The following is a 22,462-nucleotide window of genomic DNA, read 5'->3' on the forward strand; positions in this document are numbered from 1 at the left end:
CGGCCAGTCAGGCAGTGAGGCGCGCCTGGGTAAACAGGTTATCCCACATGCCCACCACCAGCGCCTGGTCGCGCGGCGACAGTTCACCGGCGGCGATGGCGTTTTGCAGGCTGTTGGTGACCTGAATTTGCAGCGCTTCCGGCGTGTGTTCGCCGCTCTGCTCAATTTCCGCTACTGCCAGCGTCAGATGGCCACGCAGATAACCGCTGGCAAACAGTTCGTCGTCGCTGGCGTGTTCGACCATATCGTCAATCAGCGCCAGAATGCGGGACTCGAATTCTACGATCATCTTCTCATCATCCTTCATTTATCGGAGTGCGGCTCACAGATCTTCCGGCCACGGAAACTGTGCCGCCGTCAGTGCAGGCGTACCATAATAGCTGGCTAACGCATCAATAAAGCGCGCCGGACGCGCCGGAATGCCGTGCTGCAGATAATGCATCACCTGCGCATGCACCTTGCGCTGAAACGCGATGCGATCCGGTTCACAATCGCCGTCGAGATTGTCACAGCTGACGTTGAAGGGAAAGCCGGCTGCCACACAGAACAGCCACTCCAGCGCCTGCGGCTTAATCTCCACCGCTTCAAACTGGCCCTGCGTTTGCGCATCGCGCCCGTCCGGGCAGTACCAGTAACCAAAATCCACCAGCTTGCGCCGCGCTTCACCGGCAATACACCAGTGCGAAATTTCGTGCAGCGCGCTGGCGTAAAAGCCATGGGCAAACACCACGCGGTGCCACGGTGAGGTGTCATCCGCTGGAAGATAAATAGGTTCATCATCGCCTTTAATTAGACGCGTCTGAAAATCGTCAGCAAAGCAGCCGTCAAAAATCTCCACCAGCTGCTGATAATGGTGCTCTTTACTCATAATATTTTAATCTTTAAACAAACCGCCGCCATTGTCGCACTGGCGGCCGGTTTTGACGAGTGCGGATTACAGTGCGGCAAACCAGGCGAGAATGACACTGCCGTGGCTGTCCCACAACAGCTTAGCGCTCATCACGGCAGACACCGTCACCACCATCGGGCGAATCAGCTTCTGACCACGGCTCAGCACCAGCCTGGCGCCGAGGCGTGCGCCAATAAACGCCCCCAGCAGCATAATCACGCCGGTGCCCCACACCACCTTGCCGCCGAACATAAAGAACAGCAGACTGGCGAAGTTAGAGGTGAAATTTAGGATTTTGGCGTGGGCGGTGGCTTTCGCCAGATTGAAGCCGCAAAGCGTGACGAAGGCCAGCGCATAGAACGAGCCGGCACCCGGGCCGAAGAAGCCATCGTAAAAGCCGACGCAGCCGCCGCCCACCAGCGCAAACGCCAGGCCGTGCAGACGCTGCTCGCGATCGGCCTCGCCAAGACGCGGCATTAGCAGAAACCACAGCCCGATGCTGATCAGCAGCAGCGGCAGTATCTGGCGCAGTATCTCAGCCTGAATATGCTGAATCAGCAACGTTCCGCCAATCGCGCCGAGAAAGGTCATGGCGATATTCAGCCGCTGCTCGCGCAGTTTCACCGCGCCGCGCCGCACAAAATAGAGGCTGGCCGAGAAAGAACCGCCGACCGACTGCAGCTTGTTGGTCGCCAGCGCCTGCGCCGGCGAAAGACCGGCCGCCAGCAGCGACGGCACGGTCAGCAGACCGCCACCGCCGGCGATGGAATCAATAAAGGCCGCCAGCACCGCGACCAGAAACAGCACGCCAAGCACCACCGGACTGACAACAAACAGATCCATCTCAGGTTCCTACAGTAGATGCTTATCAAGTAATGCCTGGCAGGAAGGCGGCAACGGCGGCGGCGACTTCTTCACCGGCGGCGTAGTGCCCGGCTTCTTCGGCAGGAACCAGCTCTCCAGCTCTGCGCCGCAGCCATCGCCCGGCGGCGGTGGCGCCTGATCTTCACACTCTAGGCTGCCCGGCGGGCAGCGCAGGCGCACGTGCATGTGTGCCCGGTGGGCGAACCACGGCCGCACTTTGTGGAGCCACGCACGATCGCTACCGGCATCGGCACAAAGCTGCTTTTTAATCGCCGGATTGACGAAGATGCGCGTGACGTCGTCATCTTTCGCCGCCAGCTTGATCAGGCTGTCGATCTGCGGCTGCCAGTGCCGCGCGATCACCTGACGGTCGTCCGGCCCAACCAGATCGAGCGGCTGCGGCTTCAGCAGCTGCTGTGCCGTCCAGCGGCTCTGCGGCAGCTGCAGCCAGATATCCACGTCGAGACCGGTCTGATGGCTGGCGTGGCCGCTGCTAAAACGTCCGCCGGCGGCCATGCCCATATCTCCAATCAGCACCTGGCCCAGCTGCAGCTGATGCGCCTGGGTGCTAAGGCGCTGGATAAAGGCGATCAGGTCCGGATGGCCGTAATAACGACGCTGATCCTGACGCATCACCTGATAGTTAGGTGAGTTGAGCGGCAGCTGCTGCGCCCCGACGATACAGCCGTTGGCAAAGCTGCCGATGGACTGCGGGCTGCCGGCAATCGGTTGATGGATTTGCTGCCATGGCGTGGCAGCCAGGCTGACCGCACTGCACAGCAGCGCGGCAAGGGAGAGAAGCAGGCGGCGTATCATGCGGCTTACCAGCGCGGGACGCTGCTGTTGACGTCAGCGTTCTGCCCACGCTGGCGCAGCAGGTGATCCATCAGCACAATCGCCATCATCGCTTCCGCGATCGGTACCGCGCGGATGCCGACACAGGGATCGTGACGGCCTTTGGTGATCATCTCCACTTCCGCGCCGTCGCGGGTGATGGTGTTGCCCGGCACGGTGATGCTGGAAGTGGGTTTCATCGCCAGGTTGGCGCTGATGGTCTGGCCGCTGCTGATCCCGCCGAGAATGCCGCCGGCATGGTTGCTTTGAAACCCGTTGCTGCGGATTTCATCACGGTGCTGACTGCCGCGCTGGTTGATCACCGCAAAACCATCACCGATCTCCACGCCTTTCACCGCGTTGATGCTCATCAGCGCGTGCGCCAGATCGGCGTCAAGGCGATCGAACACTGGCTCACCGAGGCCCGGCGGCACGTTTTCGGCCATCACCGTGACTTTGGCACCGATGGAGTCGCCCTCTTTTTTCAGCGCGCGCATCAGTTCGTCCAGCGCATCGAGTTGGTCGGCATCGGGGCAGAAAAACGGGTTATCTTCCACGATACTCCAGTCTTTCAGTTCGCAGGCGATGTCGCCAATCTGTGCCAGATAGCCGCGCACCACGATGCCGTGCTTCATCTGCAGATACTTTTTAGCAATGGCACCGGCCGCCACGCGCATGGCGGTTTCGCGGGCCGAGGATCGGCCGCCGCCGCGATAGTCGCGCAGGCCATATTTCTGTTCGTAGGTGTAATCCGCATGGCCGGGACGGAACAGATCTTTAATCGCGCTATAATCCTGCGAACGCTGGTCGGTGTTTTCAATCAGCAGACCGATGGAGGTGCCGGTGGTGACGCCTTCAAACACGCCGGACAAAATCTTCACCTGATCCGGCTCGCGGCGCTGAGTGGTATAGCGCGAAGTGCCGGGACGACGACGATCGAGATCGTGCTGAATATCGGCTTCGGTCAGCGGGATGCCGGGCGGCACACCATCAACAATGCAGCCAAGCGCAATACCGTGCGACTCGCCAAAGGTGGTAACGCGAAAAAGTTGTCCGATGCTGTTTCCGGCCATGGGGGTTCCTTGTTGCGATGTTGCGGGCGAGCGCTCGCCCCGATTTTTAGTCTTTATAGAATGAGAAGTGCGACTGCGCCGCGACGATTTGATCGCGCGTCAGCATGAACACGCCGTCACCGCCGTTATCAAACTCCAGCCAGGTAAAAGGCACGTCCGGATACTGCTCCATCATGTGCACCATGCTGTTACCGACTTCGCAAATCAGCACGCCCTGCTCGCTGAGGTAGTCCGGCGCGCAGGCCAGGATGCGGCGCACCAGCTTCAGGCCGTCGCTGCCCGCGGCCAGGCCGAGTTCCGGCTCGTGGCGATATTCGTTCGGCAGGTCGTCCATGTCTTCGGCATCGACGTACGGTGGATTGGTGACGATCAGGTCATATTTAACCTGCGGCAGATTGCGGAACAGGTCGGCGCGAATCGGCGTGACGTGATGCAGCAGACCGTGCTCTTCGATATTCTGTTCAGCCACGGCCAGCGCGTCGGTGGAGATATCGACAGCATCCACTTCCGCTTCCGGGAAGGCGTACGCACAGGCGATGGCGATGCAGCCGCTGCCGGTGCACATGTCGAGAATATGGCGTGGCGTTTCGTTGATCAGGCCGGCAAAGCGGTTTTCGATCAGCTCGCCAATCGGTGAACGCGGCACCAGCACGCGCTCATCGACGAAGAATTCATGGCCGCAGAACCAGGCTTTGTTGGTGAGATAGGCCACCGGAATGCGCTCGTTAACGCGACGGATTACGCGTTCCACGATGCGGTGACGTTCGCTGGCGGTCAGGCGCGCGTGGCGCATGTCTTCCGGAATATCCAGCGGCAGCCACAGCGTCGGCAGCACCAGTTGGACCGCTTCGTCCCAGGGATTGTCCGTGCCGTGGCCGTACCAGATGCCCGCCGCCGAAAAGCGGCTTACTGCCCAGCGCAGCATATCCTGAATGGTGTGCAGTTCGTTCACTGCCTCATCGACGAAAATCTTGTCCACGTAGCCCTCCGCAGGCCATAAAATCAATCGGCCGATAGTGTGCCATGAAGCCGGGCAGAATTCAGCGCAGCGAGGTGAAAAAGCTGACATTTGTTGACGCTTAGCGGTAAGGTAACGGCCAGACACCCGCCATTTCTGATGATTCACTGAGACATGAGTAAAAAGACGCCGCTAAGCCAGGACGACCAGGCGCTGTTCCGCCAGCTAATGAGCGGTACGCGCCAGCTGAAACAGGATACGATCGTGCACAAATCGGCAGTGAAAAACCGTGAAGTGCCGCTGAAGCGGCTGCTGTCTGAGCAGGCCGATAACAGCCATTATTTCTCCGACGAGTTTCAGCCCCTGCTCTCCAGCGACGGGCCGACGCGCTATGTACGCGCCGACGTCAGCCATTACGAGCTGAAAAAATTACGGCGTGGCGATTACACGCCAGAGATTTTTCTCGATCTGCACGGGTTAACCCAGCTTCAGGCGAAACAGGAACTCGGCGCGCTGATTGCCGCCTGCCGCCGCGAGCATATTTTTTGTGCCAGCGTGATGACCGGCCACGGCAAGCACATTCTCAAGCAGCAAACCCCGCTGTGGCTGGCACAGCATCCACACGTGATGGCGTTTCACCAGGCACCCAAACTGTTTGGCGGCGACGCCGCGCTGCTGGTATTGATTGAAGTCGAAGAGTGGCAGCCACCGGAGTTACCCTGACCGGCAAAGGGACAGCGAGTGGGAAATAAAGTGATCTCTATTATTCCCCAAAATAATTCAGGTTGCAGCAAGACGGCAAGGAAATGAATCCCCAGGAGCTTATGTGAATAAGTGACTGGGGTGAATTGACGCAGCCAACGCAGCTGCAGCCTGAAGTATGACGGGGAATTACATGGCTTTGGCTAATTTGGCCGGACTCACCTGCCACGCCAGCTTGCCTTCACAGGCGTCGGCATCAAACTCCACGCAGGCAATGGCGGAGGTGGCGAACATCGGTGGCGCTTCCTGCGGGCAGAGTTCGGAAACCAGATAGCCGACCAGCGGCAGATGCGAAATCACCAGCACCGCGTGCGCACCCTGCACCGCCAGCGCCTGTAAATGACAGGCGACCATGCCCGGATCGCCGCCTGGCGTCAGTTCTGGCAGCACTTCCTGCCCTTCCGGCAGCTTCAGCGCTTCACGTACCGTGGCGAGCGTTTGCCCGGCGCGCAGATAAGGGCTGACCAGCACCTTATCGATTCCCGGCGTCTGACCATTCAGCCAGCTCGCCATCTGACGTGATTCGTCGCAGCCACACAGGGTGAGAGGACGAACCGCATCACTCGCTGCTTCCAGAGCTGCGTCGCCGTGACGCATGATAAAAACTTGCATAAAGCACCGCTGTTGTTTGTCGATATCGCCGGGTACCACAGCACCAGACGCTTCATTCTGCGAATGAACGCTGTGTTTTACCCCAATGGCTTGAGTATAGTCAACCGGTTGTTTATTAAATAAGCACATCTCAGAATGGTGCCGCGCCAGGCACTGCGCGGCCCCGATTCTAACCCGCTGAATCCGTGCGGCTATTCATGAATGTGCAGAAGTGTAAAAATTCGTTTTCCCTTCTGACATTGCCACTAACGCGTCACAGGGCGTAAAACGCTCGCCGTATTGCTGCATTAATGTACGTAATGTATTGACGATCTCGCCCGCACCACGCTGGTCAATATAGCGGAACGGCCCGCCGAGAAACGGCGGAAACCCGATGCCAAACACTGCCGCGATATCGCCGTCGCGGGCGCTGCGGATCACCGCTTCGTCGAGACAACGTACCGCCTCGTTAAGCATCAGCATCACACAGCGCGTGGCGATCTGCTGCTCGCTCTGTTTCGCCTGGGGTTTTAACTGCAGCAGGCGGTACAGACTGGCATCGGCCTGACGTTTGCGCGGCCAGCGCGTGCGCTGATAATCATAAAAACCTTTCTGGTTTTTGCGCCCTTTGCGATCGTCGGCCAGGATAGCGCTCACCGCCTGCGGCGCGCTGAAGCGTGAACCGTAGGCCTGTTCGAGAATCGGGCTGATTTTGCTGCCGACATCAATACCGACTTCATCCAGCAGCTGCAGCGGGCCGACCGGAAAACCAAACTTCACCAGTGCGCTATCAATGTGTTCAATGGGCTCGCCCTCCAGCAGACAGCGCATGGCTTCATTTATATAGGGCGCGAGAATGCGGTTAACATAAAAGCCGGGACGGTCAGCCACCACCACGGCGGTTTTACCCTGACGACGCGCCAGATCCACCGTGGTGGCCAGCGTCTGTGCTGAAGTGCCGCTATGCGGAATCACCTCGACCAGCGGCATCTTGTCTACCGGACTGAAGAAGTGCAGGCCGATAACATTCTCCGGGCGCTGCGCGCCGGCGGCGATCTGCGCAATCGGCAGCGAAGAGGTGTTAGACGCAAAGATGGTGTGCAGCTGACAGTGTTCTTCAATCTCGGTCACCATTTGCTGCTTCAGCGCCAGATCCTCAAACACCGCTTCGATCACCAGATCGCGCTGGCGGAAGCCCTGATAATCGGTGCCGCCGCTGATGCGCCCCATCTGCTGCTGGCGTTCCGCCGGCTTGAGCTGGCGCCGTTTGACCTTTTTGCTCAGCAAATCCCAGCTGTACTGCAGCGCGTGGTTAACGCCGTTAAGGTTGATATCGCGGATTCGCACCGGCAGACCGGCTTTCAGCGCGGTGACGCTGGCAATCCCGCCGCCCATCAGCCCGCCGCCCAGCACGCCAATCTGCTGCAGCGGGCGCGGCGGCGCATCCGCCATCGGCTCTTTCTTCAGGGCGGTGGAAGCAAAAAACAGGCTGCGCAGTGCGGCCGACTGCGCGGTCATCGCCAGCTCGCCAAACGCACGCGCTTCCGCGGCGTGACCGGCGGCGCTGCCCTGCTCCAGCCCGATGCGCACCACCTGCAAAATGCGGTCGGTGGCCGGATAGTTACCGTGGGTTTTACCATCGGTCTGGCGTTTGGCCAGCGTAAACAGCAGCGGACGCGCCAGCGGCCCCTGCAGCAGGCGATCGCGGCGCGACAGGCTGCGTGCGGCGTGCTTTCCTTTATGTACACGTGCCACGGCGGTTGCCAGCAGAATCGCCTGCGGTACGGCATCATCCACCAGGCCAAGCTTTAGCGCCTGCTTAGCGCGCAACTGTTTGCCGCTGAGGATCAGCGGCAGCGCCTGCTGCACACCTATCAGACGCGGCAACCGCTGGGTGCCGCCGGAACCGGGCAGCAGGCCGAGCTGCACCTCCGGCAGGCCGAGACGGGTTTTCTCATCCAGCGAGCAGATGCGCGCATCGCAGGCCAGCGCCAGCTCCAGCCCGCCGCCAAGACAGGCTCCGTGAATGGCGGCGACCACCGGGAACGGCAGCGCGGCGATCTCCGCCATCACTTCCTGTCCCTGCCGCGCCAGCGCTTCAGCCTGCTGCGCCGTTTCACAACTGGCGATCATGCTGATGTCCGCACCGGCGACGAAGTTGTCGCGTTTGCCCGAAATCAGCACGATGCCCGCCAGCTGCGCATCGCTGCGCGCCTCTGCCAGCACCGCGCGGATTTGCGGCACAAACTCCGCTTTCAGGGTGTTCATCTTTTCGCCCGGCACATCAATGGTGATCACCGCAACGTGATCCGGACGCATCTGTAAATGGAATGCAGATTCGCTCATTATTCGGCCTCCAGAACCATCGCGCTGCCTAATCCGCCAGCGGCACAGGCGGTTACCAGCCCTAAGCCGCCGCCGCGCCGCCGCAGCTCATGCAGCGTTTGCGTGATCATGCGCGCGCCGGTGGCGGCGAACGGATGACCGTAGGCGATGGAACCGCCCAGCACGTTGAAACGCGTCTCGTCGACTTCGCCCAGCGCGCGATCGCGCTTCAGCACCTCGCGCGCAAAGCGTTCATCGTTAAACAGCCTGAGGTTGGCCAGCGTCTGCGCGGCAAAGGCTTCATGCATGTCGATCAGCGTCAGATCGCCGAGGGTAATGCCGGCGCGATCCAGCGCCAGCGGTGATGCGTAAGCCGGTCCGAGCAACATGTCCTGCCAGACATCAATCGCGGCAAACGCATAGCTGCGCAGGTAACCGAGCGGTGTAATGCCCAGCTCACGCGCGCGCCCTTCGCGCATCAGAATCAGCGCCGCCGCGCCATCGGTCAGCGGCGTGCTGTTGGCCGCGGTAACCGAGCCGTGGCGACGTTCAAACGCCGGACGCAGCTTTGCATAATCCGCCGCGCTGGCGTTAAAGCGAATATTGTTGTCCTGCTCAATCGGTGCTTTCCACGGCGGCACAAACGCCGGCATCACTTCCTGCGCCAGCACGCCGGATTGCCAGGCCTGTGCCGCACGCTGGTGCGAGCGCAGCGCCAGCGCGTCCTGCTGCTCACGCGTAATACCGTGCGTTTTGGCCATCTGCTCGGCGGTGTCGCCCATGCGTAAACCGGTGGAGTATTCCGCCACGGCCGGCGGCACCGGCAACAGATCGCGTGGGCGCAGGCGGCGTAAGATGTGTAATTTTTTGCTCAGGGTGCGGGCTTTGTTGAGATCAACCAGCGCGCGCGCCAGCGTTTTGCTGACGCCAATCGGCAGCACTGAGGAGGAGTCAGCGCCACCGGCAATACCTGCATCGATGCTCCCGGCCATCAGGCTTTCCGCCACGTTGGCCACCGCCTGAAAGCTGGTGGCGCAGGCGCGGCTCACGCTGTAGGCATCGGTGTGCACGCTCAGCCCGCTGCTCAGCACGATTTCACGCGCGATATTGGGGGCTTCCGGCATCTGCACCACCTGGCCGAACACCAGCTGATCGATCACCTCCACCGGCAATTCGCTGCGCGCCATTAACTCGCTGACCACCATGCGCCCCAGCTCCAGCGCCGGAATGCCGTGAAAGTCGCTTGCCTGGCGGGCAAACGGGGTGCGTAATCCGTGGGTAATGGCGATACGTTCGCCCTGACGCGTCAGCAGCGGCTGCGCTTTGCTCATTGCACTCACCTGTAATTTACGACCTGAGCATCATTGCCCAACAGGTCTGACCTGATCATCAGTGTTAACCAGGTGTTGCTAAGTCGCCAATAACAGAAGAAAAAAAGTGCGAGGAGTAACACGAAAAAGAGGCAACGCTGCCGAAAAAGCGGGTCGGCAGCGGCGGGATTAACGTAAGCCGAGTTGGAAAATCAGGGTTTCGGCCTGGCAGGCAAAGGTGAAATCGACGTCCAGGCGCACGCCGTCTGCTTCGTTGGTAAAGCGCGAATGAATCTCGCACGGATCGGACTCGACCTGGCGCGCTTTGGCGCTCAGCTCGGCCAGCATTGCTTCTGCCGCCTGACGGTCAGCGAACACGCCTGACCAGCTGGCGCTGCAATCGGTATTGTCCATCACGGTGCCCACGTCAACGCAGCAGCAGGCTGCCGTTTCGTTCGCACTACAGTTTCTAATGGCATCAGTCATGTTTTTCTCCTGACGATAAATCAACACTATCGGATCATTTTCTGCTGCAAAGTGTACGCCGGATGCCACGTCGCGGCTATCTTCCGCCCGCTAAGTGACGAATATCACACTAAAATTTGATCCAAAACAAATTTGACTCGCTATGCTGGAGCAGAACCGCAAGGATTTTGTTAAGCAGATCTGATTTTATCGATCAAAGCAGAAATATTTTAAAAACAATATTGCAACAAATACACAGGTCGGACCTATACTCGTCGCACTGGTCTGATATGTGTCTGTATCGTCAGTCCCTACAATCCGCCGTCCTTTGTTACGCGACGTAACTACGTTTAATAATAATTTAGATGAGGTTGTGGTCATGAACCATAAGAACCTGTTTGCAAAGTCAGCTGTGGCAGCTGCAGTGGCGCTCGTCTCTTCTCACGTCTACGCCGCAGGCTTTCAACTTAACGAATTCTCAGCAATCGGCCTGGGCCGCGCCTATTCCGGTGAAGGCGCCATGGGTGATACCGCCGCCTCTGCCAGCCGTAACCCAGCCACCATGGCCCTGATGGACCGCCCTTCTTTCTCCATCGGTGCCGTGTATATCGACCCGGAAGTAGATATCAGCGGTAACAGCCCGACCGGCAACAGCCTCAACGCCAGCAATATTGCGCCAAACCAGTGGATCCCGAACATCCATTATGTGCATCCGATTAACGATCAGTGGTGGATTGGCGCCTCGGCCACCTCGAACTACGGTCTGGCCACCGAATTTAATAATGGCTACACCGCGGGCGGCTTCGGTGGCAAAACCGATCTGATGACCGGCAACTTCAACCTCAGCACCGCTTATCGGTTAAATGATAACTTCAGCTTCGGCGTCGGCTTTGACGCGGTGTACGCCAAAGCGAAAATTGAGCGCTACGCCGGTGAAGCCGGTGCCCGCGCCGGTCTGCCGGCCGATACCCAGGTCGCGCACCTGAAAGGTGACGAATGGGGCTACGGCTGGAACGCCGGTATCCTGTATGAAGTGGATAAAAACAACCGCTTCGGCTTCACCTATCGTTCCAAAGTGAAGATCGACTTCGACGGCGACTATAAGAGCAATATCCCGCGCGCCTTTAACGGCACGCCGCAGGCGATTGCGCTGGGTCTGCCGTATGGCACCAGCGGCGCCACCATTCCGGGTTCGCTGACGCTGAACCTGCCGGAAATGTGGGAAGTGTCCGGCTGGCATAAAGTGGCGCCACAGTGGGCGGTGCACTACAGCCTCGCTTATACCAGCTGGAGCCAGTTCCAGGAGCTGAAAGCCACCGGCAGCAACGGCCAGACGCTGTTCTATAAAGATGAAGGCTACCGTGATGCATATCGCATCGCGTTAGGTACCACTTACAACTACGACGATAACTGGACGTTCCGTACCGGTATCGCGTTTGATGACAGCCCGGTGCCGGCGGATAAACGTTCCATCTCGATTCCGGATCAGGATCGCCTGTGGCTGAGCGCCGGTGCATCTTACGCCTTCACGCCGGACGCGTCGGTTGATGTCGGGGTTTCCTATATGCACGGTCAGCACGTGACGGTGAAAGAAGGTCCTTATACCTTTAATTCCGAAGGTAAGGCCTGGCTGTACGGCGCTAACTTTAACTACAAGTTCTGATAATCAGTGCAGCGGCCCATGCGGGTCGCCAGCTGAAAACAAAACGGCGACCTGTTGGTCGCCGTTGTCATTTATTGAGAGTCGATATCTTTTAAATCGTCCTGAATCGCGCTGGCGTTCGGATTCTCCTCCGGCTTCAGCTTGCCGCCGCTGGCGAGGAAATCGTTACGCTGGAAATAGGCGTTGCGGATAAAGGCGTACGGATCCTGCTGCTGTCTGAGCAGGCCGTCGGAATCAAGCAGCTGCGCGCGCGTTTCCACCCCTTCCAGCGTCCATTTACCGATCGACATCGGCCAGGTAAGCCAGCTCAGCACCGGATAAAGCGTATCGACGTAGTCGCCGCCATCCTGACGCACGGTAAAGCTGCCGTAACCTGGCAGCACCACGTACGGACCGTAGCCAACGCCATAACGGCCCAGCGTGCTGCCAAAGTGGTGCGGCACTTCACGCGCCAGCTGGGGATTGGCTTTACCGGCGACGTCGATGAAACCGCCAAGGCCGAGCACGGTATTCAGGAAGAAACGGGTAAAGTGAATGCCCGCCTGACGCGGCTCGCCGACCAGAATCGAGTTCACCATGCTGGCCGGTTCATCAAGGTTACCGAGAAAGTTGCTCAGCCCGGTACGGGCCGGCACCGGCACGTAATCACGCCAGGCAACCGCCACCGGGCGCACCACATAGGGATCCAGCACGTTGTAGTTGAAGTTAAACATCGTGCGGTTGAACCCTTCGAGCGGATCGCTGCGCTGCGCAGGCGTCGTCTCGTCGGCCGGTTTGGAACTGGCACATCCCACCAGCAGTAAACTGGCCAGCGCCAGGCCGGTCAGGCGATTATTCATTCTTCTCTCCCTGTGCAGATAAAAGGTGTATCGCTTCAGGGCTGCTGCTGATTGACCTCAACAGCCATCGGCTGGTGACCATCCCAGGGGGTGACCGCGCTTAAACCAAACCAGTCGCCGGACTGCGGATTAGCACTACCATCGCGCGAAATGCGCACCCTGACCTGCACCTGATGCTGCGCCGAAAGCAGGCGATCCGGCATCATGGCGTTGCTGTCATCCAGCGTAAGCGATAGCGGGAAGTGGCTGAGCGGTAAACGCTTTACAGCCACAGGCACCGGTGAAACACCGTCAGACACAGAAATATACAACACTCCGCCCGGCGGTAACATTTTTTCTGCCTCTGGCGTTAAGCTCACCGTCAATGCCAGCTGGCTATTTTGCTGTCCCGCGTCGGTTTTCGCTTGTTCAATGCTGCGCTCTATCATGGTAATGCGTCGATCGCCGGCCGGCAGCAGCTTCAGCATCACCTGCCAAGCGCCAATCGCTTCGCCATACTGTTGCTGTTCAAAGGCATTGAACGCCAGCAGACTGAGGGTGCGCACGTTGCTGTGGTCGCGCTTCAGCAGGTCTTTCAGCAGCATATTGGCCTGGCGGTTATCCTGCGGATCGCTGGAGCGCGTCAGCACTTCGGCATAATCCTGCTGCAGTTCAAGGTTGTCCGGCGCCAGCTGCAAAGCGTGCTCAAAGGCCTGGCTGGCATCGGTGGCGTTGTTCAGCACCATGCCGAGGCGGCCCAGCATCGCCCAGTCATTGAGGTTTTGCGGATCGTTTTGCAGAGAGGTGCGCAGGCCGAGCTGCAGACGCGCCAGCTCTTCCATGGTCAGCGGCTGCGCATTGGGATCCATCACCCGCGCGCGCAGCGCCGGGTACTCCTGCTGCACGCTCTGCCAGCCCGCCAGCTGGGCGAGGCCACCGGTTTTCAGATAAACGCCCACCGACACCAGCACCAGGACGATCACGCCCGGCAGCAGTACCCAGCGGCTGCTGTGATGCGCGCGTGCCGCCGTGTCGCCCGGCACGTCGGTCAGCAGCGTTTGCTGCAGTTCGCGCACCATCTCCGGACGTTCACTGACCACGCCCTCGGCTTCATCATGCTCCAGCTCGCGCAGGCGCTGCTGATAAAAATCGGTGTTCAGGCGATCGCGATCGCCGCTGCTGGCCTGACGCTGCCGCCAGCCGGCACCGACAAACAGCGCCGTCGCCGCCGCCAGTAAAATAATCAGGGTAATCCAGAATCCAGTCATTACGGCTTCCCGTCACGCTTCAGAATCGCCGCAAGGCGCTGTTGTTCATCGTCATCCAGCTCGCTGCGCGCGTTGCCGCGTCGGCTGCGCAGAATAATAATCAGCCCGCCGAGCACCACAAACAGCGCCGGCCCAACCCACAGAATCAGCGTCGACGGCGTCACCGGCGGTTCATAAGTGACGAAGTTGCCATAACGCGCCACCATGTAATCAATGATCTGCTGGCGGCTCTGGCCCTGCTTCATCAGCTCATACACTTTCAGCCGCATGTCGGCGGCAATCATCGCGTTGGAGTCGGCAATACTGTTGTTCTGGCACTTCGGGCAGCGCAGCGATGCGGTGAGCTCGCGATACTGCTCCTCCTGCTGGACCGAATCGAACTGATAAGTATCGATCGCGGCCCACAGGCTGGTGCTCAGCAGCAGACCCGCGAGCAACATAAGCAGCTGTTTCATACGCCCGCCTCCTTGCTGTATTTCTGCCACAGCGGCTTCACCTCTTCATTCCACACCCGGTCGTTCATGTCGCCGGCGTGGCGGTAGCGGATAATGCCGTGGCCATCAATCAGGAAGGTCTCCGGCGCGCCGTAGACGCCGAGATCCAGACCGAGCATGCCGTCGCCGTCATACAGGCTCAGCGCATACGGATTGCCGAGCGTGTTAAGCCAGGTGACGGCTTTGCTGCGGTCGTCTTTGTAGTTGAGGCCAACCACGCGGATGCCCTGCTCCGCCAGCGTGTTGAGATATTGATGTTCGGCGCGGCAGGTCGGGCACCAGGTGGCCCAGACGTTCAGCAGCAGCGGTTTGCCATCGGTCAGCACCTGCTGGTTATAGATTTTGCCCGGCTGATCCAGCGCTTCGAGTTTAAACACCGGCACCGGTTTACCGATCAGCGCCGATTCGAGGCGCGTAGGATCGTCACCGCTGGCGTTGCGCGTCAGCTGCCACAGCAGCGCCGCCGCCAGCAGCAGAAACAGGACTAAAGGAATAAACAGGATCTTTTTATTCATGCCAGTTCCTCGCGCTGCGCTTTTTTGCGCGAGCGATAGCGCGGATCGAGCAGGCACAGCAGGCCGCCCACCGCCATAAACACGCCGCCGAACCAGATCCAGCGCACAAAGGGTTTGTAATAAATACGCACCGCCCAGGAACCGTCATCCAGCTCTTCGCCCAGCGCCGCGTAGAGATCGCGCGTGAAGCCACCGCTGATCGCCGCTTCCGTCATCATGGTGCGCGCTGCGGTATAGAAGCGCTTCTCTGCATGCAGCACCGCTTCTGGCTTACCGTTGCGTGTGACATCGATAATCGCCACGCCGCCGCTGTAGTTGGGGCCCTGCAGATTGTGCACATCGCGGAAAATAAAGTGATAGTTGTGGATATCCACGCTGTCGCCGGCCTTCATGCGCACGTCACGCTCAACGCTGTATTGGGTGCTGAAGGCAATGCCCACCACCGTCACCGCCACGCCAAGATGACCCAGCACCATGCCCCAGTGGCTGCGCGACAGATGGCGCAATCCCGCCAGGAAACGGTGCCGGTGGGTAGCGCGTTCGTGCAGCTCCATCAGCGTCAGCAGGATCACCCAGATGGCCATCAGCAGGCCAATCACCGTCATCGCTTCGATGCGATCCTGCAACAGCCACGGCAGCACGATCGACAGGATAAGCGTCACCAGCAGACCCACGCCGAGCCGCTTCCACAGCTTTTGCGGCTCATCGCGGCGCCAGCGCACCAGCGGCCCGATGCCGAGCATCAGCGCGAACGGCGCCATCAGCCAGGTGAACATGGTATTGAAGAACGGCTCGCCAACCGAAATGCTGCCCAGCCCGAGCTGTTTATGCACCAGCGGCAGCAGCGTACCGAGCAGCACCACCAGCATTGCGGCAATCAGCAGCACGTTGTTGCCGAGCAGAAAGGATTCGCGCGACCAGGCTTCGCTCTGCACGCGGCTGCGCACCTGGCCCCCTTTCAGAGCGTACAGCAGCAGCGAACTGCCGATGACAATCACCAGGAAGGCGAGGATAAACATACCGCGCGCCGGATCGGAGGCGAACGAGTGCACCGACACCAGCACGCCGGAACGCACCAGGAAGGTGCCCAGCAGGCTTAATGAGAACGCGGTAATCGCCAGCAGCACCGTCCATGACTTAAAGCTGCCGCGTTTTTCTGTCACCGCCAATGAGTGCATCAGCGCAGTACCGGCCAGCCATGGCATAAAGGACGCGTTTTCGACCGGATCCCAGAACCACCAGCCGCCCCAGCCGAGTTCGTAATACGCCCACGCGGAACCGAGCACGATACCAATAGTCAGAAATACCCATGCCGCGGTGGTCCACGGACGTGACCAGCGCGCCCAGGCGGTATCCAGCCGGCCAGCCATCAGCGACGCAATGGCAAAGGCAAACGCCACCGAGAAGCCAACATAGCCCATATAGAGCAGCGGCGGATGGAAGATCAGCCCGATATCCTGCAGCATCGGGTTGAGGTCGCGCCCATCAATCGGGAAGTTCGGCAGCGTGCGGGTAAACGGATTCGAGGTGAGGATGATGAACAACAGGAAGCCGAGGTTGATCATCCCCATCACCGCCAGCACGCGCGCCAGCGCATCCTGCGGCATGCCGCGGCTGAAAATCGCCACCGCTAATGTCCAGGTGCTGAGCAGCAGCACCCACAGCAGCAGCGATCCTTCATGCGCGCCCCAGGTGGCGGCGATGCGGTAATACACCGGCAGCAGCGAATTGGAGTTAGTGGCAACGTAGCCGACGGTAAAATCGTTGACCACAAACGCGTGCACCAGCACGAGGAACGCGGCGGCGATGCACAGGAACATGCCCCAGGTGAGCGGACGCGCCAGCGCCATCAGCCGGCCATCCTGACGCGCCGCGCCCCACAGCGGATAAATACTCAATAACAGCGCTAAGCCCAGCGCCAGACACAGCAGAAAACTGCCAATTTCCGGCATCATGATTGTGTACCCGCCTGCTGATAGGCCGCTGCCGGTCCGTTATGATTCTTCTTCATTGCGTCCTGAATTTCCGGCGGCGTGTACTTCTCATCGTGCTTCGCCAGCACCTCTTTGGCGTTGACCAGATTGCCGTCTTCCAGCACGCCCTGCGCCACCACGCCCTGCCCTTCGCGGAACAGATCCGGCAGAATGCCTTCGTAGCTGACGCTGACCACGCCGTTGGCATCATACAGTTTGAACGACACCGCCAGCGTTTTCGGATCGCGTTTGACGCTACCGGGCATCACCATGCCGCCGACGCGCAGGCGCTGACCGGCCTCTGGCTTCTGGTGATCCTCACCTTTGCCGTACAGAATTTCACTCGGGGTGTAGAACAGGTCGATGTTGGAACGCAGCGCGTACATCACCAGCGACGTGGCAAGGCCTAAGCCCACCAGCACCGCCACCACCACATACAGGCGGTTACGACGACGGATATTCACACGGACTCTCCTGCTGCTTCACTGGCAGCTTGTTTAGCTTTTGCCGCGCGGATGCGGCGCTCGCGGGACTGACGCTGGCGAATCTCTGCCAGCAGGCGGCGACGGAACAACACGGTGTGCAGCACCAGACCGATCAGCGGAATCAGCGTAAAACACACGGCCAGCCAGACGTAAAAGGCATAGCCGCCCATGGCGAAAAACTCGCTCCACGATGAGAAGGCAGGCGTCATGCTTTGCGTCCTCCCTGCGCCACGTCAATCGCCCACGGGCGGTGACGCTCGGTAAACAGAATCAGGTTGCGCAGACGCATCAGGGTGAGCGCACCAAACACCAGCAGATAGCCGAGAATCGACCAGCGCAGCGGCGTGCGCATGCTGGGATCGATCGCCTGTTGCAGAATGCCCGACGAGCCCTGATGCAGCGTGTTCCACCACTGCACAGAGAAGTGAATAATCGGCAGGTTAACTACGCCGACCAGAATCAGGATGCCGGCCGCGCGTCCGGCGGTGCGGCGATCGTCGAAAGAGTGATAGAGCGCAATCACGCCCATATAGAGGAACAGCAGCACCAGTTCAGAAGTCAGACGCGCGTCCCAAATCCACCAGGTGCCCCACATCGGCTTGCCCCACGCCGAGCCGGTCACCAGTGCGATAAAGGTAAACACCGCACCAATCGGCGCCATCGCGGCAGCCGCCAGATCGGCCATTTTCATCTGCCACACCAGGCCGATGAAGGCGGCGATGGCCATCGAGGCATAGACGCCCATCGACCACATCGCCGCCGGCACGTGAATGTACATGATGCGGAAGCTGTTGCCCTGCTGATAATCCGCCGGCGCAAAGCCGAATCCCCAAATCCAGCCGAGCAGCAACGCACCGACGCCCAGGATTGCGAACCAGGGAATCAAGCGACCGCATAGCTGGTAAAGCCGCTCAGGCTTTGCCCACTGGTGTAACCATTTCCACATTGACATTGCTCACACTAAACAAGAATTCGGATGGCGACCTCTCTGCCGGAGGCCCGCCTTAATGCAGACTGATGCGCAGCGCGGCAGCGGTCGCAAACGGCGACAGCGTGGCGCTGACCGCCAGCATGGCGCCGAGGATCGCCAGATAACCGCCGATCGGTAACCCCTGACCGGCCGCATCAATCGCCGCGCTGGCAAAAATCAGTACCGGTATCGACAGCGGCAACACCAGTAAACTCAGCAATACGCCGCCGCGCCGCAGCCCGACGGTCAGGCCGGTGCCAATCGCACCGAGAAAACTCAGGGTTGGCGTGCCGATCAGCAGCGTCAGCGCCATTGCCCGCCAGCCAGCAAAATCCAGCGACAGCAGCAACGCCGCCAGCGGTGAGAGTAAAATCAGCGGCAGCCCGGTAATCAGCCAGTGCGCAATCACTTTGCCCAGCACGGTGATTGGCAGCGGCGTCGGCAGCAACAGCAGCTGCTCCAGCGATCCATCAAGAAAGTCGTCGCGAAACAGCCGCTCCAGCGCCAGCAGCGATGCCAGCAGCGCGGCTACCCAGGCGACGCCAGGCGCGATGCGCGCCAGCTGCTGCGGCTCAGGGCCAATGCCTAACGGGAACAGCGTAATCACAATCAGAAAAAACCACAGCGGATTAACCACTTCCGCGCCGCTGCGAAAGGCAATCTTTAACTCACGCTGAATAACCCGGCCAAGCATCACGCCCACTCCGATGTAAGACGAATTTTGCGCACGCGCGCATGGCTGTCCGGCAGATCCTGATGGGTCGTCAGAATCACCACGCCACCGTTATCGGCATGATCGGCGAAGCGCGCCATTAATTTTTCCACGCCGTGTTTGTCGATGGCGGTCAGCGGCTCATCCAGAATCCACACCGGAGCCGGGCTGAGCCACAGTCGCGCCAGCGCCACGCGCCGCTGCTGCCCGGCAGAAAGCTGAGCCACCGGCACCTCTTCATAGCCCAGCAGATTGACCTGCTCCAGCGCGTCATACAGCGTGTCTTGGCTGCGATCGCCGTGCCAGAAATGCAGATTCTCCCGCGGCGACAGCACCGATTTCACGCCCGGATGATGGCCGAGATACAACAGGTTTTGCTGCCATATTTCGCGCTGCCGGCGAATAGACTGCTGTTGCCAGCGTACTTCGCCCTGCTCTGGCCGGCTTAACCCGGCCAGCAGTCGCAACAGTGAAGTTTTGCCTGCGCCGTTAGGCCCTTCGATTTGCACCACATCGCCCGCCTGCACCTGAAAACTCAGTCCGTGGAACAGGGTTCGCTCATCGCGAACGCAGGCGAGATTAATCACTTCGAGCATAGAAGGGAGATTCATAGCAATAAATGAGGCGGGAATAATACCACACTCAAACCAGGGGCCGAAGTCTGTGCGCAAGCTCCCCCTTCCCCCAAATGGGGTATTCATGCGCATCAGATCAAGAAAGTGCTCAAAAAACCACCTTTGCTAATCTCTTGTTACTCTTAATTTGAATCTTTGTAACATTTCGCCCTTGCTAAAAGCGTCTACGCTTATTACGCACTGGCATTATCACCGGGAGAAAAAATGAAGCCATCGCCATCAAATAACACGCATGACAATGACGTGGACAGTGAAGAAAAAGAACAGGGAACGGATATCGAAGTGGACGAAGACGCCCTGCCCTCGCGGGCTGCAGCGATCCATGAAGAAATTCGACAGGATGGGGAAAAGGAGCTGGAACGCGACGGCATGGCGCTGCTGTGGTCAGCGATTGCCGCCGGCTTATCGATGGGTGCCTCGCTGATGGCGAAAGGCATTTTCCAGGTGCACCTCGCTGGCGTGCCCGGCGCCTATCTACTGGAGAATCTCGGCTACACCTTTGGTTTTGTCATCGTGATTATGGCGCGCCAGCAGCTGTTTACTGAGAATACCGTCACCGCCGTGCTGCCGGTGATGCATAAACCCACCGGCGGCAATTTTATGCTGCTACTGCGGCTGTGGAGCGTGGTGCTGATCGGCAATTTGATTGGTACCGCGCTGGGCGCGCTGGCGTTTAATCATATGCCAATTTTCGATGACGCCACGCGCCAGGCCTTCACTGCCATCAGCGAAAAAGTGATGGAGCACACGCCGGGCGAAATGTTTGCCAACGCGGTGGTTTCGGGGTGGATCATCGCCACCATGGTATGGATGTTTCCTTACGCTGGCGGCGCCAAAATTGTGGTGATTGTGATGATGACCTGGCTGGTGGCGCTGGGCGATCTGGCCCACATTGTGGTTGGATCGGTTGAAGTGCTGTATCTGGTGTTTGCCGGCACGCTGCCGTGGCAGGAGTTTTTGTGGCCGTTTGCACTGCCCACCCTGCTGGGCAACATCACCGGCGGTACGCTGATTTTTGCCCTGATCAGTCACGCGCAGATCCGTAACGACATGAGCGAAGCGGCCAAAGCCAAAGCGCGAGCCGAACAGAAGCGCAAAGAGAGGCAGGAAAAGCAGAAAAATCAGGAAAAAGCGTGATCGCCACCGCCTGATTGCTGACACTTTGAGCAAACAGGCGGCCCACGGTTAAAATCCCCTGCACGGTGCGCTATACTGCGCGCCGCACGTCTCCTTAGTTAAATGGATATAACGAGCCCCTCCTAAGGGCTAGTTGCAGGTTCGATTCCTGCAGGGGACACCAGTAACGCCTCTTCTGCTTTGGTTTACCGCTTCGTTTATTGCTCCTCTCCCTCTGCCACCCCAATGCTGTTTTTCATATGCCACAAGGTGTAAATCTGCGATCGCAGGTGCTGTTCGAGCTGGCGGATAAGCTGCTGCCGCTGGGGGGCACTGGCTGGTAGCGAGTGGATTTGCCGCAATTGTTCCTCAATGGGCTCAGCCTGCTGAAAACGGGTCATCATGCCAAATACCGAGGACTTCAGCTCACTCACCGTGATGTATTTGCCTTTTTGCTCATCCAGTCCATTCAGCCGCTCGCTCAACTGTGCCAGCTTCATCATCCCCTGATGCCAGGCCGCAAGGTTTTGCGCTGGCAACATGCTGGCCTCAAGCTGATGCTGCCACCGCGCAGATAACGAACCTGCCTGTTCCGGCCACAGCGCCTGCGCCTGCTCAACCAGCTGCTGGCCATACGCAATATTCCAGTCGGGCGCGAGTTGTTCCAGACGAGATAACTGCTGCTGCGTGTCGGCGATCAAGGCTGATGGTATGGACGTCCGCTGCCGCAGCATATCCCGTTGCTGTGACGTGAGTGTGGCGGGCACAGGAGCCAGCGATGCCACGAGCTGAGCCTGCAGTGGATCGGGCCGGTGCAGATATTGCCAGCCGCCCACCACGACCACGCTGATAAGCAACATGGTAAACATCCCGGCACTGAAAAATTGCCAGTGATTACCGCGGGCTGGTGCCGCTGTCTGCACCTTAATCTTTGGCTGATGTTGCTGCTGCGCGACATACACCCATCTGGCGCTATGCGGGGTTTTCGTTTCATGCGGATGTGCGGATATTGCCCCGTCATCTAGCGTGGTGCCGGGCAAGATGTCGCTGGTCGTACCGTCACGGCTTTCCAGCCTGGCGGCACTGTTGTGCATCAGAGCACGCAACGTATCAAGCTGGCTAAGATGTTTAAGCTCCAGCCGCTGTAACACGGTCCCCAGGCGGGTAAGCAGTTGTTCAGCACGATAAAGCTGACTCAGATCGTCATAATTCAGGGAAAGGGTGCGCATCTGCTGCTGCACGCGCTGGCTCAGGCTGGTGAGAATATCCATGCGCGCATGAATCGGTTGTCCAGCAGGTTGGCTTTTAAATCACGCAGTAAATTACGCATGGAAAGCATGGCCTTCAGCTGAGGTATTTGCCGGGAGACCTGTTCCGGAGAGAAATCTTTCATGCTCTGGAAAGTCAGACTGATGCTGTCTTCGCTGCCGTCATCGGCCAGCGTATTTTTAACGGCAACCGTGACTTTTGGCGAATATTCGGAAAGCACTGCGTCAAAATTATTTTTGTTCAGATTAACTTTGGCTCGCTCTGATAATGGTGCGGTCGCCTGACCATGACTGAAGTCGCCTGCCACCAGTAATTTCAGCGGAAGCTCGGTTTTCTAGCTTGCGCCCCCGGTATGCAGGTCAAGTTTTAAGTTAATACGTGCCTTTGGCACTTCATTCTGGAAACTATCTGCCATTTCATCATCCCTCTGTTTATCTCAGCGCACATTTTTCGCACCATACTACTTTAGAGGT

Annotated in this window: 24 protein-coding genes, 1 tRNA gene and 1 pseudogene; 4 read left to right on the top strand and 22 right to left on the bottom strand. The window is 59.2% G+C overall.

The genetic code is table 11. The features are described from left to right. Positions 1-7: 7 nt before the first annotated feature. The 6 genes from F3I21_RS08795 to prmB all read right to left on the bottom strand — a co-directional run bounded on the left by F3I21_RS08795 (position 8) and on the right by prmB (position 4,639). A complete protein-coding gene (locus tag F3I21_RS08795) occupies positions 8-289 on the bottom strand; it encodes a YfcL family protein (RefSeq protein WP_010617478.1) in 282 nt (93 codons plus the stop codon). 33 nt (positions 290-322) lie between these two features. Then, positions 323-868: an elongation factor P hydroxylase gene (locus tag F3I21_RS08800; RefSeq protein ID WP_021509161.1), complete on the bottom strand. Its 546-nt coding sequence runs from the start codon at positions 866-868 to the stop codon at positions 323-325. A 66-nt stretch (positions 869-934) separates the two neighbouring features. Next, positions 935-1,732, bottom strand: a complete 798-nt coding sequence (locus F3I21_RS08805; RefSeq protein WP_058758411.1) for a sulfite exporter TauE/SafE family protein — start codon at positions 1,730-1,732, stop codon at positions 935-937. 9 nt (positions 1,733-1,741) lie between these two features. Next, positions 1,742-2,569, bottom strand: a complete 828-nt coding sequence (gene mepA / locus F3I21_RS08810; RefSeq protein ID WP_168715081.1) for a penicillin-insensitive murein endopeptidase — start codon at positions 2,567-2,569, stop codon at positions 1,742-1,744. Positions 2,570-2,574: 5 nt separating this feature from the next. Next, positions 2,575-3,660: a chorismate synthase gene (gene aroC / locus F3I21_RS08815; protein WP_058758410.1), complete on the bottom strand. Its 1,086-nt coding sequence runs from the start codon at positions 3,658-3,660 to the stop codon at positions 2,575-2,577. 46 nt (positions 3,661-3,706) lie between these two features. After that, positions 3,707-4,639: a 50S ribosomal protein L3 N(5)-glutamine methyltransferase gene (prmB, locus tag F3I21_RS08820; protein WP_150058708.1), complete on the bottom strand. Its 933-nt coding sequence runs from the start codon at positions 4,637-4,639 to the stop codon at positions 3,707-3,709. A gap of 153 nt (positions 4,640-4,792) precedes the next feature. On the opposite strand from prmB, the gene smrB reads away from it, so the two are divergent. Next, entirely contained in the window at positions 4,793-5,341 is a 549-nt protein-coding gene (smrB, locus tag F3I21_RS08825; RefSeq protein WP_150058709.1) for an endonuclease SmrB, read from the top strand. Between the two features lie 168 nt (positions 5,342-5,509). Here smrB and sixA read toward each other — a convergent pair whose 3' ends face one another. The 4 genes from sixA to F3I21_RS08845 all read right to left on the bottom strand — a co-directional run bounded on the left by sixA (position 5,510) and on the right by F3I21_RS08845 (position 10,092). Beyond that, positions 5,510-5,992 carry a phosphohistidine phosphatase SixA gene (gene sixA / locus F3I21_RS08830; RefSeq protein ID WP_021509155.1) on the bottom strand — a complete coding sequence of 161 codons (483 nt, stop codon included), beginning with the start codon at positions 5,990-5,992 and terminating at the stop codon, positions 5,510-5,512. Between the two features lie 195 nt (positions 5,993-6,187). After that, complete coding sequence (gene fadJ / locus F3I21_RS08835) at positions 6,188-8,317, bottom strand: fatty acid oxidation complex subunit alpha FadJ (RefSeq protein WP_150058710.1); 2,130 nt, start codon at positions 8,315-8,317, stop codon at positions 6,188-6,190. Next, positions 8,317-9,627 carry an acetyl-CoA C-acyltransferase FadI gene (fadI, locus tag F3I21_RS08840; RefSeq protein WP_150058711.1) on the bottom strand — a complete coding sequence of 437 codons (1,311 nt, stop codon included), beginning with the start codon at positions 9,625-9,627 and terminating at the stop codon, positions 8,317-8,319. The genes fadJ and fadI overlap by 1 nt, the downstream gene beginning before the upstream one ends. Positions 9,628-9,795: 168 nt before the next feature. Beyond that, complete coding sequence (locus tag F3I21_RS08845) at positions 9,796-10,092, bottom strand: YfcZ/YiiS family protein (RefSeq protein ID WP_185749257.1); 297 nt, start codon at positions 10,090-10,092, stop codon at positions 9,796-9,798. Between the two features lie 358 nt (positions 10,093-10,450). On the opposite strand from F3I21_RS08845, the gene fadL reads away from it, so the two are divergent. Then, a complete protein-coding gene (gene fadL / locus F3I21_RS08850; protein WP_021509151.1) occupies positions 10,451-11,734 on the top strand; it encodes a long-chain fatty acid transporter FadL in 1,284 nt (427 codons plus the stop codon). Between the two features lie 71 nt (positions 11,735-11,805). Here the strand turns inward: fadL and mlaA are convergent, their stop codons facing one another. From mlaA to ccmA, 10 genes are read right to left on the bottom strand one after another with little or no spacing between them, the layout of a single operon-like run. After that, on the bottom strand, positions 11,806-12,573 hold the full coding sequence (gene mlaA / locus F3I21_RS08855; protein WP_021509150.1) for a phospholipid-binding lipoprotein MlaA: 768 nt from the start codon (positions 12,571-12,573) through the stop codon (positions 11,806-11,808). 35 nt (positions 12,574-12,608) lie between these two features. Continuing rightward, positions 12,609-13,820 carry a c-type cytochrome biogenesis protein CcmI gene (gene ccmI / locus F3I21_RS08860; RefSeq protein WP_150058712.1) on the bottom strand — a complete coding sequence of 404 codons (1,212 nt, stop codon included), beginning with the start codon at positions 13,818-13,820 and terminating at the stop codon, positions 12,609-12,611. Continuing rightward, on the bottom strand, positions 13,820-14,275 hold the full coding sequence (locus F3I21_RS08865) for a cytochrome c-type biogenesis protein (RefSeq protein ID WP_021509148.1): 456 nt from the start codon (positions 14,273-14,275) through the stop codon (positions 13,820-13,822). The genes ccmI and F3I21_RS08865 overlap by 1 nt, the downstream gene beginning before the upstream one ends. Further along, positions 14,272-14,829: a DsbE family thiol:disulfide interchange protein gene (locus F3I21_RS08870; protein ID WP_010617464.1), complete on the bottom strand. Its 558-nt coding sequence runs from the start codon at positions 14,827-14,829 to the stop codon at positions 14,272-14,274. Before F3I21_RS08870 ends, F3I21_RS08865 begins: the two co-directional genes overlap by 4 nt. Beyond that, complete coding sequence (locus F3I21_RS08875) at positions 14,826-16,784, bottom strand: heme lyase CcmF/NrfE family subunit (protein ID WP_058769877.1); 1,959 nt, start codon at positions 16,782-16,784, stop codon at positions 14,826-14,828. Before F3I21_RS08875 ends, F3I21_RS08870 begins: the two co-directional genes overlap by 4 nt. Further along, entirely contained in the window at positions 16,781-17,266 is a 486-nt protein-coding gene (gene ccmE, locus F3I21_RS08880; protein ID WP_021509145.1) for a cytochrome c maturation protein CcmE, read from the bottom strand. Before ccmE ends, F3I21_RS08875 begins: the two co-directional genes overlap by 4 nt. After that, positions 17,263-17,496: a heme exporter protein CcmD gene (gene ccmD, locus F3I21_RS08885; protein WP_031280028.1), complete on the bottom strand. Its 234-nt coding sequence runs from the start codon at positions 17,494-17,496 to the stop codon at positions 17,263-17,265. Before ccmD ends, ccmE begins: the two co-directional genes overlap by 4 nt. Beyond that, complete coding sequence (locus tag F3I21_RS08890; RefSeq protein WP_058769875.1) at positions 17,493-18,233, bottom strand: heme ABC transporter permease; 741 nt, start codon at positions 18,231-18,233, stop codon at positions 17,493-17,495. The genes ccmD and F3I21_RS08890 overlap by 4 nt, the downstream gene beginning before the upstream one ends. A 58-nt stretch (positions 18,234-18,291) precedes the next feature. Then, complete coding sequence (ccmB, locus tag F3I21_RS08895; protein WP_058758454.1) at positions 18,292-18,951, bottom strand: heme exporter protein CcmB; 660 nt, start codon at positions 18,949-18,951, stop codon at positions 18,292-18,294. Next, positions 18,951-19,565 carry a cytochrome c biogenesis heme-transporting ATPase CcmA gene (gene ccmA, locus F3I21_RS08900; RefSeq protein WP_150058713.1) on the bottom strand — a complete coding sequence of 205 codons (615 nt, stop codon included), beginning with the start codon at positions 19,563-19,565 and terminating at the stop codon, positions 18,951-18,953. The genes ccmB and ccmA overlap by 1 nt, the downstream gene beginning before the upstream one ends. 243 nt (positions 19,566-19,808) lie before the next feature. Between ccmA and F3I21_RS08905 the strand changes: the two genes are divergently transcribed. Together F3I21_RS08905 and F3I21_RS08910 are read left to right on the top strand one after the other, a co-directional pair. Further along, on the top strand, positions 19,809-20,741 hold the full coding sequence (locus F3I21_RS08905; protein WP_150058714.1) for a formate/nitrite transporter family protein: 933 nt from the start codon (positions 19,809-19,811) through the stop codon (positions 20,739-20,741). A gap of 88 nt (positions 20,742-20,829) precedes the next feature. After that, positions 20,830-20,904, top strand: a tRNA-Arg gene (locus tag F3I21_RS08910). Between the two features lie 34 nt (positions 20,905-20,938). On the opposite strand, the gene F3I21_RS08915 is transcribed toward F3I21_RS08910, so the two are convergent. Together F3I21_RS08915 and tssB are read right to left on the bottom strand one after the other, a co-directional pair. Then, the gene (locus F3I21_RS08915; RefSeq protein ID WP_370515720.1) at positions 20,939-21,961 is read right to left on the bottom strand and encodes a VasL domain-containing protein; all 1,023 of its coding nucleotides are present in this window, start codon (positions 21,959-21,961) and stop codon (positions 20,939-20,941) included. A 32-nt stretch (positions 21,962-21,993) separates the two neighbouring features. Continuing rightward, a pseudogene (gene tssB / locus F3I21_RS08920) lies at positions 21,994-22,404 on the bottom strand (type VI secretion system contractile sheath small subunit); the annotation flags it as partial. Positions 22,405-22,462: the final 58 nt, after the last annotated feature.

It is taken from the genome of Pantoea sp. B_9 (assembly GCF_008632015.1).
Lineage (GTDB): Bacteria > Pseudomonadota > Gammaproteobacteria > Enterobacterales > Enterobacteriaceae > Pantoea > Pantoea dispersa.

Coding starts and splice junctions, on each gene's coding strand:
- F3I21_RS08795 (WP_010617478.1), bottom strand. CDS start 289: ATGATCGTAGAATTCGAGTCCCGCATTCTGGCGCTGATTGACGATATG.
- F3I21_RS08800 (WP_021509161.1), bottom strand. CDS start 868: ATGAGTAAAGAGCACCATTATCAGCAGCTGGTGGAGATTTTTGACGGC.
- F3I21_RS08805 (WP_058758411.1), bottom strand. CDS start 1,732: ATGGATCTGTTTGTTGTCAGTCCGGTGGTGCTTGGCGTGCTGTTTCTG.
- mepA (WP_168715081.1), bottom strand. CDS start 2,569: ATGATACGCCGCCTGCTTCTCTCCCTTGCCGCGCTGCTGTGCAGTGCG.
- aroC (WP_058758410.1), bottom strand. CDS start 3,660: ATGGCCGGAAACAGCATCGGACAACTTTTTCGCGTTACCACCTTTGGC.
- smrB (WP_150058709.1), top strand. CDS start 4,793: ATGAGTAAAAAGACGCCGCTAAGCCAGGACGACCAGGCGCTGTTCCGC.
- sixA (WP_021509155.1), bottom strand. CDS start 5,992: ATGCAAGTTTTTATCATGCGTCACGGCGACGCAGCTCTGGAAGCAGCG.
- fadJ (WP_150058710.1), bottom strand. CDS start 8,317: ATGAGCGAATCTGCATTCCATTTACAGATGCGTCCGGATCACGTTGCG.
- fadI (WP_150058711.1), bottom strand. CDS start 9,627: ATGAGCAAAGCGCAGCCGCTGCTGACGCGTCAGGGCGAACGTATCGCC.
- F3I21_RS08845 (WP_185749257.1), bottom strand. CDS start 10,092: ATGACTGATGCCATTAGAAACTGTAGTGCGAACGAAACGGCAGCCTGC.
- fadL (WP_021509151.1), top strand. CDS start 10,451: ATGAACCATAAGAACCTGTTTGCAAAGTCAGCTGTGGCAGCTGCAGTG.
- mlaA (WP_021509150.1), bottom strand. CDS start 12,573: ATGAATAATCGCCTGACCGGCCTGGCGCTGGCCAGTTTACTGCTGGTG.
- ccmI (WP_150058712.1), bottom strand. CDS start 13,820: ATGACTGGATTCTGGATTACCCTGATTATTTTACTGGCGGCGGCGACG.
- F3I21_RS08865 (WP_021509148.1), bottom strand. CDS start 14,275: ATGAAACAGCTGCTTATGTTGCTCGCGGGTCTGCTGCTGAGCACCAGC.
- F3I21_RS08870 (WP_010617464.1), bottom strand. CDS start 14,829: ATGAATAAAAAGATCCTGTTTATTCCTTTAGTCCTGTTTCTGCTGCTG.
- F3I21_RS08875 (WP_058769877.1), bottom strand. CDS start 16,784: ATGATGCCGGAAATTGGCAGTTTTCTGCTGTGTCTGGCGCTGGGCTTA.
- ccmD (WP_031280028.1), bottom strand. CDS start 17,496: ATGACGCCTGCCTTCTCATCGTGGAGCGAGTTTTTCGCCATGGGCGGC.
- F3I21_RS08890 (WP_058769875.1), bottom strand. CDS start 18,233: ATGTGGAAATGGTTACACCAGTGGGCAAAGCCTGAGCGGCTTTACCAG.
- ccmB (WP_058758454.1), bottom strand. CDS start 18,951: ATGCTTGGCCGGGTTATTCAGCGTGAGTTAAAGATTGCCTTTCGCAGC.
- ccmA (WP_150058713.1), bottom strand. CDS start 19,565: ATGCTCGAAGTGATTAATCTCGCCTGCGTTCGCGATGAGCGAACCCTG.
- F3I21_RS08905 (WP_150058714.1), top strand. CDS start 19,809: ATGAAGCCATCGCCATCAAATAACACGCATGACAATGACGTGGACAGT.